The sequence below is a fragment of the uncultured Helicobacter sp. genome (assembly GCF_910577135.1).
In the GTDB taxonomy this organism is placed as follows: domain Bacteria; phylum Campylobacterota; class Campylobacteria; order Campylobacterales; family Helicobacteraceae; genus Helicobacter_C; species Helicobacter_C mastomyrinus.
In genome coordinates, this window is record NZ_CAJTLL010000003.1 from 1 (window position 1) to 13,384 (window position 13,384).

The 13,384-nt window shown below is 31.9% G+C and carries 12 protein-coding genes and 1 pseudogene; 3 read left to right on the plus strand and 10 right to left on the minus strand.

The window, feature by feature from the left end; all coding sequences use genetic code 11:
* Window positions 1-30: 30 nt before the first annotated feature.
* The 10 genes from QZ289_RS01890 to QZ289_RS01935 form a co-directional block, all read right to left on the minus strand.
* Entirely contained in the window at window positions 31-3,900 is a 3,870-nt protein-coding gene (locus tag QZ289_RS01890) for a hypothetical protein (RefSeq protein WP_295698615.1), read from the minus strand.
* A 73-nt stretch (window positions 3,901-3,973) separates the two neighbouring features.
* Entirely contained in the window at window positions 3,974-5,626 is a 1,653-nt protein-coding gene (locus QZ289_RS01895) for a hypothetical protein (protein ID WP_295698618.1), read from the minus strand.
* Between the two features lie 16 nt (window positions 5,627-5,642).
* On the minus strand, window positions 5,643-7,850 hold the full coding sequence (locus QZ289_RS01900; protein ID WP_295698620.1) for an alpha/beta fold hydrolase: 2,208 nt from the start codon (window positions 7,848-7,850) through the stop codon (window positions 5,643-5,645).
* Between the two features lie 10 nt (window positions 7,851-7,860).
* Window positions 7,861-8,421: a hypothetical protein gene (locus tag QZ289_RS01905; protein WP_295698622.1), complete on the minus strand. Its 561-nt coding sequence runs from the start codon at window positions 8,419-8,421 to the stop codon at window positions 7,861-7,863.
* Entirely contained in the window at window positions 8,421-9,164 is a 744-nt protein-coding gene (locus QZ289_RS01910) for a hypothetical protein (protein WP_290456592.1), read from the minus strand. The genes QZ289_RS01905 and QZ289_RS01910 overlap by 1 nt, the downstream gene beginning before the upstream one ends.
* Before the next feature lie 3 nt (window positions 9,165-9,167).
* On the minus strand, window positions 9,168-9,788 hold the full coding sequence (locus QZ289_RS01915) for a hypothetical protein (RefSeq protein WP_290456593.1): 621 nt from the start codon (window positions 9,786-9,788) through the stop codon (window positions 9,168-9,170).
* Window positions 9,788-10,279, minus strand: a complete 492-nt coding sequence (locus tag QZ289_RS01920; RefSeq protein ID WP_290456594.1) for a hypothetical protein — start codon at window positions 10,277-10,279, stop codon at window positions 9,788-9,790. The genes QZ289_RS01915 and QZ289_RS01920 overlap by 1 nt, the downstream gene beginning before the upstream one ends.
* A 7-nt stretch (window positions 10,280-10,286) precedes the next feature.
* A complete protein-coding gene (locus QZ289_RS01925) occupies window positions 10,287-10,682 on the minus strand; it encodes a hypothetical protein (protein ID WP_290456595.1) in 396 nt (131 codons plus the stop codon).
* Window positions 10,666-11,943: a hypothetical protein gene (locus QZ289_RS01930; protein WP_295698625.1), complete on the minus strand. Its 1,278-nt coding sequence runs from the start codon at window positions 11,941-11,943 to the stop codon at window positions 10,666-10,668. The genes QZ289_RS01925 and QZ289_RS01930 overlap by 17 nt, the downstream gene beginning before the upstream one ends.
* Complete coding sequence (locus tag QZ289_RS01935; protein WP_034367508.1) at window positions 11,936-12,139, minus strand: hypothetical protein; 204 nt, start codon at window positions 12,137-12,139, stop codon at window positions 11,936-11,938. Before QZ289_RS01935 ends, QZ289_RS01930 begins: the two co-directional genes overlap by 8 nt.
* Window positions 12,140-12,295: 156 nt before the next feature.
* Here QZ289_RS01935 and QZ289_RS01940 point away from each other — a divergent pair, with 156 nt between their 5' ends.
* From QZ289_RS01940 to QZ289_RS01950, 3 genes and pseudogenes are all read left to right on the plus strand, one after another.
* Complete coding sequence (locus QZ289_RS01940; RefSeq protein ID WP_034367506.1) at window positions 12,296-12,514, plus strand: type II toxin-antitoxin system HicB family antitoxin; 219 nt, start codon at window positions 12,296-12,298, stop codon at window positions 12,512-12,514.
* Window positions 12,507-12,710 carry a type II toxin-antitoxin system HicA family toxin gene (locus QZ289_RS01945; RefSeq protein ID WP_081947976.1) on the plus strand — a complete coding sequence of 68 codons (204 nt, stop codon included), beginning with the start codon at window positions 12,507-12,509 and terminating at the stop codon, window positions 12,708-12,710. The genes QZ289_RS01940 and QZ289_RS01945 overlap by 8 nt, the downstream gene beginning before the upstream one ends.
* Window positions 12,711-13,051: 341 nt before the next feature.
* Window positions 13,052-13,284: pseudogene (locus tag QZ289_RS01950) on the plus strand (type II toxin-antitoxin system YafQ family toxin).
* The last annotated feature ends 100 nt before the right edge of the window (window positions 13,285-13,384 follow it).

Below are 13,384 nucleotides of genomic sequence, written 5' to 3' on the forward strand. Positions count from 1 at the left end.
CATTATTTCTCCTTAATCTTATTTAAAAATCTATCCTAACCATAAGCCATCTTCTATAATGATAGTCGTGGCTAGACGACCTATGAATTTAGGACGTTTCTTATCTTGTTGTGATTGCTCTTTGTATTTCTTATCGTTGTTTGCTCCCATAATAGTAGGTGTTGGTAGCTTGCCAGATTTACGTTCTTTATTCACCCCCACATATAAAGCCCTCATATTATTCTGCCCTATAACATTAAGGCATTCTAATAATCTCCTTGCTTTGTTTCTATCTTCTTTTCCATTGCTTGTATGAGTCAGATAATAGTCTTTATACTCTGCTAAGATTTCTAGGGCTTCATTATAGGCGTCAATGGCTGATGTGTCATCTTTATCGCTTTCTAAAGCCTTAAATTCTTGATACAAACTACTCTCCTCTGGCACTTGGTATTTAAGTATATTATCTAGGGATATATGGCTTATTGTGCTTGTGATGATGCCTTTGCTATCTACATTCTTATGATGAAAGAATGTATAATCTGGCACTTGTTTATTATAGTGTGTCTCATAATCTTGCTTATCTTTTGCTGTTCGCTTCTCATCGATGATAAGATAGGATAGGAGTTTTGTAAGCAAGAATTCTTGCAAATCATCACTTTTGTTTTGGTGTAATAGATAAGCTAGTCCTATATGATGTGTCAGCCCACCTGTGCAAAGCTCTGTGCCATATATCATTGATTGGAAATCAAAAGACATAAATTTCGAGCATACAATCATAGGATAGTAGGTGAGCTCTCTGTCTTTTTTGATGGTTTGGTTTTGGGTATCAATTTCTAGGAGACTCTCTACTCTTTTTAAGGCATAGGGCAAATCATAATAGAATGTATAACGTTTGTGCATAATGCTCTCAAACTCTCTTTGGTATGCCTCATAATTGGTGCTAAAATAATAATTAAGTATAATATCTAGTGCTATATCTACTGCAGTTCGAGTAGAAGTGACTTTGAGCTGATAAATAATCTTATTATAATGAAATTGCTTGATTTGAGAGAAAATCTCTCGTGCTTGAAGTGTGCCTATAAAGTGTGATTGTGCCTTACCACTGCTATATGTAAAGCAAATTTTATCAATCAATGCTTTGTCTTTGGGTGAGCTCATAGTTTGCTTTAGATTTTCTTTGATAGCTTGGAGATTTAATCTTTTGACATCTTTATCAATGTGTTTAAGGATAAAGGCAGTTTTTACCTCAAAATGTGCTATTTGTTTTTGAGTGCGTCTTAGCTCCACTTGGGCAAAACCTTTGAGGAAATTTTCTCTAAGCTCTTTGTTTTTTAGATTTAACTTTGCAAGTTTTTCTTCTATCTTCTTATTTACATCTTGTGATGTGTTTTGAATGTTTGCCTCAATATGCACACGTATAGTTGTGGGATATGATAAGAATAGCACTCCTCCTATTTCTGTAAGCAATGCCCGATATAAATGCAAAGCAAAATTTGAGCTTTGATTTTTATTTAGAGATTTAAGGGTATTGATAAAAATTGCAATGCAATGCTTTGTCGTATCAATCATATCTTCGTGAGCGAAATTCATAAAGGGGCATATTATGCCTAATATTTTAAAAAATGAGTTATAACATACTTCTTGTGTGTGTTCTTGCTGCACAATCTTTTTGTATTCTTCTCCATATTTTTCGATTTGTGCTAGCTCTTGCTCTAGCTCCTTATCCAAATCAATCCCTATTTCTTGCTGCATTGTCTTATCAAATGCTTTTGCATCGTTATTCGCAATATCAGTATTTATAAATTCTCTAAGATAGTCTAAGAAGTCTTTACTTAGCTCTGTCTCTTGTGGGCTGCTATGTTGCAAGAGTTTTTCTTGTAAAACTTTGGCGATTTGGACATTTTGAGATGGTTGGACTTTATAGTCTGGATGTGCTTTGGTGAGATAAAACTCCCAAGTTTCATTTAAACAAGAGACTTTAAGATAATCGCGCTCGTTTGTGAAAAGATAGCCACTACTTGTTGTCTTTTTTGCAATGCTACTTTTCAACGCAAAGCTTGGAAAATGTATCTTAAACACATAGAGTCCATAAAAAAGCGTAAAAATCGCTAATAAAGAATTATCCAAGTTTTCATTGTCATCATGAAAATATTGCAATTGGGTAAGAAAATCTTTAGCTGTTTGCTCTTCTTTTTTAATAATATCCTCAATCTCTTTTGGAGTTTTAAAGAATTGGTTTATATAATCTATACCATAGGATTTTTTTATGTGATTTAATTGAGATGTTTTTTTATTCATTAAATCATACAAGGTCATATTGCCGGGTGAATAATTTGAATAAAAGCTTGTATCGTACTGTGTATGTAATTGTTGTAGTTCTTTTTGTGCTTTTTTATAGGATTCGTTATTTTCAAAACTCGCTTTAATCTTATTCATATCTACTCTCACAAATGGCGAAAGCTGCACCATATAAGGCTCATCATCTTTTTTATTGATTTCTATCCTATATGTGCTGTAATCTCTTGTGGTGTTGTAGCTTTTCTTTTCGCCCTCTCTTGAGAGAGTAAGCTCTTGTTTGGTGCGATTGTTTATATCGTCTTTAATTGTATTACCAATGATGTGTTGGGTAATCGTCTCTGTAAGCTTTGCATTATATTTGCTTGGGGCATTGGTGATAATAAGATAATTTTTTGCCATATTTGTGGTGTGAGTATTGGGGTATTGAGTGTTTTTGTTATTCAAGATTTCAGCTAATAAGGCAGAGTTAAAATGTGGAGATTCTATATAGGCAAGATGATTGAAGTATCGCACTGCTTGGAGCATATGTGTAAGAAGAGATACGTCTTTGATATTTTGTTGTTTAGTTTCATTTTGGTGTATGTGGAGCATTTGAGCTTTTATACTATTGTCTTGTGTTTTGGGTAGGGTAATTGCTTTTTGAGCTAATAGGTTTGGAATATCTATCATAGAGCTAAATTCACCCTTAAAAGCGATAGATTGAGCACACGATAATAACGTATTTTCCAAATAAAGATTAAAGCCTGATAAGTCAAGAAATTCTATTTTTTTCTTGTCTGTCTCTTGTGTGCTTTCCACAATCAGCATACAAGAGAGTAGTTGTGTGTTTGCAAGCTGTATATACATTGCTAACTCGGTGGCAAGAAACTCTATGATTGGATTTTTGATATAGCTATACTTGTTATTTTTAGCATCTTGATAGTCCATAAGTGATGAAAGCAATACTGCAGATATACCTAGCAATATGATTGCTGCACCTCCACCTGTGGCAATAGTAAGAATCACGCCAAAGATTGTTTTTATGATATTTTTATAATCATCGTTATTTTTATCCTTTAGGGCTTGTTTGATATACTGCTCTAGCTTATTAAAAAGTTGCTCAATATTTGCCTTAGCATCTGCTTTTATCATATCTGCAAACAAGTTAGATTCTATGAATTCCTTAATCTGTTTTATTACTTCATTTTTAGGTTTTATTAGAGAAATCTTATTTATATTTTCAGACTTGATGTCATCAAGCATAGCCTCTAGGTTTTCATATTGCTTAGCTGTATTAATCTTTGCAGATTCTTTAATAGAATCTAATAGGGTTTTGATGATAGTGTCATCATTGCAATATGTCTTTAGGGTAATATGTTTGGGTAGGCTGTAGGATTGTTTTGTTCCCAAGATTTGTTCTTGACTTAATGTCTCAAAGCTGTGTATAGTTGCATCAACGTGCGTTTGCTGTAATTTATTTAGGATTTCTTGCCCTAGATTCTGTGGTGATTGGTTATTATGCGTAATGAGATTTGCATTCATATTTGGACAAAGAAATATAATCTGATGTATTGTTTTATGTGTCTTTAAGCCTAACATATTATCCATTTCTTGTAATAATTCTTCTTTGCTTGAAATCATCATTTGAGCCACCTCTTTTACACAATCCTTATTCTATCATAAAATTCTCTTAAGCGTATTTTTTGCTTATGTATTCTTAGGTATTGTCTCTTTTAGATATTTGTATTTCCTCTTCCCCAAATCCCCAATACCTCTCTTTGTAGCCTCCATTGATAAGGGTAATAGTCAATAGAGAGTCTATGATTTGTTGTTTTGTGTTGTTTTGAGAATTTTTAGATTCTTTAGCCTGTTGTGCTTGTCTTTCTCTATCCTTGGATTCTATGATAGAATCCAATCCATTAGCTAACTCGATCTCTAGTCTTTGTGTTTTATAAGGTGTGTGTAATGTAAGGATAGTAGCATTGCTAGGATAAGAATCTAATCCTACTTGTGTATAGTCTTTTATATCTAGCATTGTATGTGTGCAGTAGTTATAGAGGTAGTAGTAGTTGCCTATGCCATAGTCTTTATGCTCATAGTTTTTATAAGGCTCTTTATAGACTTTAGGAATTGTTTGAAGGGTAAGGAGTATGAGAATAAGGGCATTAGAATCTAATTGTAAGGATAGATATTGATAAAGATAGTCTTTGGCATAAGTTTGTTTTAAACTAGAGTAGATTTTAGAGAGTATATCTTGCAGATTAGAATCTAAACTATTATCATTTAATGTTTCCGCCTCTAATGCTTGAGTATCCTTAGCTATATCAATATGAAGAGCATCTAGTGGTGTATCATTGTTAGATTCTATAATACTATCATTAAGCTTTATTCTATATATAGGGAGATTGTCTTTTTGAGAAGGATAGATTTTATAGTGTAGTCTTAGTGTAGGTTTAGTGAACTGTATATGAGGTGCCAGAGATTCTTTATCTTGTGTGCTTGCATTACTAGGACTAGGGGCATTGATTTTATAACTATTAGCTTTAGGTGTGCAAACAAGTGGAACTCCTTTATCAGAGAATACTCCAGAACTTACTAAATCCTGCATTATAGGATAATCTCCATTATGCTTTTTTAATCCACGAGAGCTAGGAAGTATGAGTGCTACTTGTGTGCAAGGTCCTCCACTTATAGGAGGATTAGGACAACCTACAATAGAGCTATAGAGTAAATCAGTTTCTAATACCATAGGGATATTCTTATCTTGAATACTTTTGCCTAGATTAGATTTTAATTGCACTACTCCTCCGTGCATACACTTTATCTCATTATCTTCTAGTATAGGGTGAAGCATTGCAATGCTTAAAGGTTTGCTTTGTTCTTTGTGTTGTTTTTGTTTGTTTTGTATGATAGCTTTATCTTGTTTTTCTTTAGATTCTTTATGTGTTAATGTGAGTTTAATATTGAGAGTAGAATTAAGAAGAGAATAATTTAAAAGAGTAAGAGTGCAAGAGTTTAAAAAGATAAGAAGTGTGCCTAGATTATTTTCTTCATCTTTGGGGGAGAAGTGATAGATAGGAAGAGATTCATCTAATCCTATGTTGGATTTAGAATCTAATTCACCAAAGAGAAAGGGATTCGTTTCTATTTCAGATGAGCCTGTGAGGAGAGTGGAATCTAAAAAGAGAGAGGGCTTATAAGATTGTAATTCTTCTAGGCTTATATTTTTATGTTCTTCATTGTCTTGTATCTTTTCATAAATTTGGGAGTGGATTGTATCACAATCAATGTAGTCTTTGTCATTAGCAAAGATAAAAATACTTTTGTTTGCTTGTTGAATAGAAAATGCAAAATCTAACTTGCTTAACATAATAGCAATTCCCCCCTTAATGATTAATAGCTTCTTTTTCGTCATCTCTTTTTATCATATATTGACTAAAACTAGAGCTAGTTTTCCCATTAAAATACAACCCTTTCATTATTTTGTATCTGCCATTAATATATTCTTCGTGCCACTCTTGAGTAAGCAAATATCCAAGATGTAAATAACCGAATATAGAATTTACATTATTTTTATTGATTAAAGCCATATTTTGAGAATTTACAAGTTCAAATGGCTGACAAGTAGCAAGACTTAATTTTTCTGTAATGCTAAATTTTTTATCAGCCTTACAATTATTTCTTAGTTCTTTCAATTTGTCAATGTCGAACATTTCTATCAAATAACTTTTCTCTTGTAGTTTCAATATTGAATCAATCATTTCTTCTTTATTGATATTTGATTGAAAATATTGATTGTTATCTTGCTTGAGACTTTCTATCTTGTAAGCTTTTTCATTGATTTGAGAAATAAAAAGAGGAAGAAAATCTATTTCTTCATATTTTGAAGTTGTTTGATACCATTTTGTATTCTGTCTATATTTTTCGTATTTTTTAACATTCTCTTTATCAATCTCATTGATTAAAATATTCATAGATAGTCTTATATTATCCATAAAGACATTGAGTTCGTGAATATATTTTTGTAGTTTTTCTTTTTTATCTTGTGTATTAAGCTTGGATTCTATCATTTCATTATTAGAGTCTAGTTCTAAAAGATAAGAGTAGAAGTAGAGGGTTTGAGTGAGGGGGATAAGGGAATGGGTGTTAATGATATTTGTTGTTTCAACAACGATAGATGAATCATAACCAAACATATGATTGCCCAAATACCCAATAGTATCCATTGCTCCTTTACTATCAATAGAGACTACACGAAATATATTATTGTTAGTGATTATTGGATCTGGATATTGTTTGTTTTCAGTCATAAATTGTAATCTATTTACCATTTCTGAATAGGGTGCAGATAAATCATAATCCAATATGAGATAGTCAAATTTAGCCACACTTGCTTGTGTTGTCGCATTATGCAAAGTGTATTGATAATAGAGATATTTCCCTTCATATCTACTATCACTCATTAACTCATAAAATTCTCTAGCATATTTCCCTATATCTTTATAATAAAAGATAGGTTGCCTATTTTCATTAGCAAATTTATACCCATCATCTCTCAAAAAATAAGGCACATCATTTGTGTAGGTATTGCTTATAATCCTTTGCTCCATACTATCATCATTATTCATATTGTTAAATGTAATCACACTTTTATAGCTAGAGCGTATAGGGATTATACCCACAATCACATCTTTATCTTGCTTGTTTAAAAGAACATTCTTTGCTTCAAAGGGTCTAGGTGATGAAGATAGAGAGCCAAAGGAGCTAATAATTGTTTTAGCCCTAAAAATACATTTTATGGATTTTGCAGCAAGGGTAAATCCTATGCCTTGTGCCACCCAATAGAGTGTATTGGTAATCTTATCACTCATTATTCCCGGTGCATTGTAAGTATAAACTTCATTGATACTATGCGGATAGCTTAAAGCAAAGAGTTGAGCGAGATAGCCACCAAGTGAATGTCCTATAACATTAATCCTTGCAATGCCTTTTTCTTGTAATAAAGGCTTGAGAGTTTCCTCATAAAAGAGAAGCATATCAAAATACTGCTCTATCACTCTATTCATATCACTATTATTTGTGCCTATGTAATAATCATTGAGTAAATCTTGGATTTGCTCTAGTTTAAATTCTGTGCCTCTGATGGCTAGGGTGTATTCCGAATCTTTAGAATCTGCTTTTGTATCTTTAAAGAGAGTGGCGGAGAATCCTGAATCTGTGTTGGGGCAATGTTTTAAGAGGTTGTAGCGTTCAAAGAAGTTTTGAGATTGGAGAGGGGAGAAATCGCCACCTAAGAAATGTTTATGATACCAAGAATCTTGAAGCTTGCCATTTTCATCTTTAAAGTATTTGTATTCTATATTGAGAATGTCGGAGTGGGTGGGGTAGGTGTTTTGTAGTTCTTGGTCTGTGGTATTGGGATTTTGCTTTATTAATTCATCTCTCTTAATATCTCTAAAATACTTTAACCTCCTTTTATCTGTGTTATCTTTATTAAAATCATACTTAGAATCTGCTAAATGAAAGTATCCATAAGCTGCCATTGCTAACTCTGCATTGTCTTTTAGTCTATTAATCATTACTTTATTGTTCATTGCTTATTCCTTATTTAAAATAATCACAATTTTCTGGGAAACTTCCTAAAAAAATCCCTGTTCCTTCATTACCTGCTGGGAGTGGTCTTACTTGATCCCACCAAACATTAAGTTCAATCAAAGAAATATTATCTAAATTTCCTTTAATGATATTGCCAGCTTCATTACTCTCCTTAAAAAGAATAGTGATACTGCTTTGAATCCTATCATTTTGTCGTTTTCTAAGTATGCTCCAATTTCTTTTATTATCATTTAAATATTTAATGAAATCATCAATATTTGTATCAAAATACTTTAGCACTTTATTATAATATTCCTCATCTAGCTTACCACCATTAGCTTGATAAATCTCTGGGTCTAATTGGCATATTTCTTTAAACTTATAAAAACTCGGCTCTAAATAATACGAATAAGGCGTATAATAAAATATTATTAAACCAATACTTCCGAGAAAGACTAAAAACTTTGAAACACTTTTTTGAGATTTAAAGAGGATTCTATAAATAAATGTAAGTATGAGATAAGAAAGAATAGTAGGGATAAAGATTAAAAGAAATAGATATATTAGCATTAGGCAACACTCTTAGATTCTAAAGAGGTATTATAAGTATAAACCCCTTTAATGATATTTGCATTTTCTGCAGTAGCAAAAGATAAAGCAAAGAGTTGAGTGAGATAGCCTCCTAGAGAATGTCCTATAACATTAATCTTTGTAATGCCTTTTTCTTGTAATAAAGGCTTGAGAGTTTCCTCATAAAAGAGAAGCATATCAAAGTATTGTTCTATCACTCTATTCATATCATTATTATTTGTGCCTATGTAGTAATCATTGATGAAATCTTGGATTTGTTCTAGTTTAAATTCTGTTCCTCTGATGGCTAGGGTGTATTCTTTAGATTCTTTATTTTGAAATAAGGTAGCAGAGAATCCTGAATTGGTGTTGGGTTGATGCTCTAGTAAATCATAGCGTTCAAAGAAGTTTTTTGCTTGAGTGGGGGTGAAGTCGCCACCTAAGAAGTGTTTATGATACCAAGAATCTTGAGGCTTACTATTTTTATCTTTGAAATATTTGTATTCTATGTTGAGAATGTCTTCATAGGTGGGATAGGTGTTTTGTAGTTCTTGGTCTGTGATTCGTATATTATTTTGTTCCAATTTGTGTTTTTTTATTTTTCTAAATTCCGCCAATCTCCTTTTATCCGTGTTGTCTTTATCAAAATTGTAATTAGAATCTGCCAAATGAAAATATCCATAGGAAGCCATAGCAAGCTCTGCATTGTCTCTTAATTTTTGAATCTGTTGTTTATTTGTCATTGCTTACTCCTTAAAATAACCACAATCTAAAATTTTAGTGGGCATTCTAAAATCTCCGCTTGTAGCAATATCCCATTCTATGCCTTCTATTCGAAATGTTTGCCATTCTGCCGTAAACCAAGCGAATCTTTCGGGTTTAATATTGCCATTTTCTATATGGACATAAATATCAAAGCCGAATTTTATTCTATTTTTTATTGTTTTTGTATCAAATTCATAAGAAAATTTATTAGGAATTGGTTTTGTAATTTTATGAATGTTTTTAATATCATCATCACTCAAAGTATTTCTTGATTTATCTATAAATTCTACAAGCTGGAATGGCTTTTTTGTTTTTATCATAGTATCCCAATTCATATTGTAGTAAGCTAGAATCTTATTATATTTTTCCTCATTATTAGGAAGTTCATTAATCTTACACATATTCCTAAACTGCCAATAAGTAGGCTCTAAATAATAAGAATAAGGTGTATGATAAAAGATAATCAATCCGATACTTCCAAGAAAGACTAGAAACTTTGAAATTTTCTCTTTAGATTTAAAAATGATTCTATAAATAAACTTTAATATGAGATAAGAGAGAATGGTGGGGATAAAGATTAAAAGGAATATGTATGTTAGCATTAAGCTACCTTTCTATATTCTGTGCCTCTAATAGAGAGGATATATTCTGAATCTTTAGAGTCTGCTTTTGTGTCTTTAAAGAGAGTGGCGGAGAATCCAGATTCAGTATTGGGGCAGTGTTTTAAGAGGTCGTATTTGTTAAGAAAATTCTTAGTTTGAATCTCCCCAAATTCGCCATTGAGTTTGTCAAAGTTAGTTTTTTTATCTAAGGAATTTAATAAATCTGATTGCCAAGTATTGTCCTGTTTTAAATTGATTAATACTTCTTGTCCTTTATAGTTTTGGCTTACTATATGTTCTAAAGTAATTTCTATTTCTTTATATCCTCTAGGATAGCTTTTATCTTTGATTTTATCGTTTTTTGAATCTAATTCATAAATCTTTCTAGGGATATTATTAGAATCTTTAAGGAAATCAAAGTAAAAATAGGAAGCCCACGCTAATTCTGCATAATCTTTAAGGTTGTTGATTTGAATTCTCGTTGTTTCCATATTATCTTCAAAGTTTTGCTATATAAAACATAAAAAATTTTTTTATCCCGACAATATATAGCCATAGAAATGGCAGACTTAATAGTAACAATATTGATACCATATCACCGAATATCACAAATAAAGCAAATGCCATTATAGGAATAAGCAAATATAGCACATATTTTTTAAAAAATAATTTAAAATCATTGATATGAGAATTATTTTTATTGCACCAAATTTCAAAATCAACAGGAATTTTAAAAATACATAGAAAATATAAATAGGGCATAACAGCTAATACTAAAGTAAAAAAAAGGCTTCCAAAAAAGTCGGGTTCATATGCCATTCCTAATAACATAATAAATATCAAGACGCAAAATCCCAACCAACCAATATATAAAATTTTAAAAAATGTTTTCATTTTTTGTTCCCCTAAACCCAACTACAAATCTATCCTCTTGCTCTTTATCAGGATAGCTTTGCAGTAACTCTTTTTCTAAGTCTTTATCACTTATATTTTGTGCATCACTTTGATAATCTAAAATAAGGTTTTCAAAAGGATTTTCTTGTTCTTTTAGATTATCAAAAAGATAGAATCGAGTAATAGGTAAATTGTCTTGTTGGGATTTGTGTTCTTTATAGTGTAGTCTTAGTGTAGGTTTAGTGAACTGTATATGAGGTGCCAGAGATTCTTTATCTTGTGTGCTTGCATTACTAGGACTAGGGGCATTGATTTTATAACTATTAGCTTTAGGTGTGCAAACAAGTGGAACTCCTTTATCAGAGAATACTCCAGAACTTACTAAATCCTGCATTATAGGATAATCTCCATTATGCTTTTTTAATCCACGAGAGCTAGGAAGTATGAGTGCTACTTGTGTGCAAGGTCCTCCACTTATAGGAGGATTAGGACAACCTACAATAGAGCTATAGAGTAAATCAGTTTCTAATACCATAGGGATATTCTTATCTTGAATACTTTTGCCTAGATTAGATTTTAATTGCACTACTCCTCCGTGCATACACTTTATCTCATTATCTTCTAGTATAGGGTGAAGCATTGCAATGCTTAAAGGTTTGCTTTGTTCTTTGTGTTGTTTTTGTTTGTTTTGTATGATAGCTTTATCTTGTTTTTCTTTAGATTCTTTATGTGTTAATGTGAGTTTAATATTGAGAGTAGAATTAAGAAGAGAATAATTTAAAAGAGTAAGAGTGCAAGAGTTTAAAAAGATAAGAAGTGTGCCTAGATTATTTTCTTCATCTTTGGGGGAGAAGTGATAGATAGGAAGAGATTCATCTAATCCTATGTTGGATTTAGAATCTAATTCACCAAAGAAGTATGCAGAGAGAGGATTGGGAGATTCTGTGCCTCCTGTGAGTTCTATGCCCATAAAATATAATTTAGAGTTTAGAGTGTCTATGTTTTTGGATGCTAATTCCTCCATATCAATTATTTGATTATCATAAGTAAAGATTGTTTGATTTGTTTTGGTTGTTTCTATTTCAATTTCATTAAGATATTTGTTGTTTGCTACCCGATTATTTTTATCAGAAAGCACACACTCTCTACCATTGTTAGCAAGAAACTCTTGGTAATTTTGTTGCATGAGGACAAGCTCTTTGTATAAAGGACTTTTCTTGTTTTGAAGATAGGCAATCTCTTCTGTAATGGCTTTATCCATATTGTCTGTTTTTATAGCCTTCTTGTAATGTTTTTGGCATAATGTGTTGAATGAAAATAATTTTCGAGGCTTGTTCTTTTTCACTATCTCTGCCTGTTGCTGCCAACACAAATGCTAATGCAACAAACACACCAATCAAAACAAAAAAATATTCCCACAAACCAATTAATCTTTTTTCTTGCAGTTTTCTTATCACTGCTTAAAACATCTGCCAACCATAGGGTCTCTAACCAACTCATTTGTATGCTCCTTTTTTGAAAATATAAACAATTATATCTATAAAACAAATATACATTTCAAATGAGGACAATGCATGCTAGAATCTGCCTTAGTTTTACTATGAGGAGTTTTTATGATTCTGAATGCTATTATCCAAAAAGATGAAGATGGTTACTTTGCCTCTGTGCCAGAGCTTAGTGGTTGTGTAACTCAAGCAGAAAGCTATGAAGAAGCCATTAGTAACATTAAAGAAGCAGCAGCATTGTATATGGAAAGTTTGCAACTAGATGAGATTAGGCATATACAAGCTAAAGATACAGCGATTGTCCCCATAGAACTAGCCAATACCTGAATTACCAAAACTTACAGCAAAAGAGGCTGAAAAACTTTTGCTTCAGGAAGGCTTTGTTGTTGCAAGACAAAAGGGTGGTCACAGAATCTATATGAAAAACTCTTACAGAATGGTTTTGCCACATCATACAGGCAAGACTTTACATCCCAAAATTATTAAAGAACTTTTTACTATTATAGAATCTGCTAGAGGATAGATGTTTTCTTAACTAAATTGCAAGTATTTTTCAAATGGATAAAGTTGTGCCAGAATACACGGCATATTTTTATGTAGGGAGTAGCACGATGACAATTACAATAAAAATGCAAACAAAGATGTTTTAAAAGCCATCAAAGAAGTAGCAAAACTTGCCAATCTTAAAGTCCAAGCTACACAAACAGATGAGGATATAGCAAAGCAATGGCAACAAGAAAACGATGAAGCGGTGCAACTCTACAAAGAAGGTAAGCTTAAAGCCTACAATTCAGTTAGAGAAATGCACAAGGCGATTCTTAAGTGAAATACAAAATCTTATATACCAAAGCTTACAAAAAGGCAATTAAACATTTTGCTCCCACAGTTTTCCAGTTTCTAGAATCTGTAAATGACACATTAGCCAAGGGCGAAAAACTAGCAGCAAAATATAGAGACCATTTATTGAAGGGGGCTTTTAAGGATTTCAGAGAATGCCATTTAAGCCTGACTTGCTTTTAATCTATCAAAAACAAGATGAGTTTCTTATTCTTACTTATATTAATGCGGGTAGCCATAGCACATTATTTAAAAAATAATTTTACTTTTGCGATAAAGAACACAAAGATAATTTTCTCCTTTGACAGCCACATACCACTAAAATGTATGTCAAATGAGAAATATGAAGATTCGTGCAGT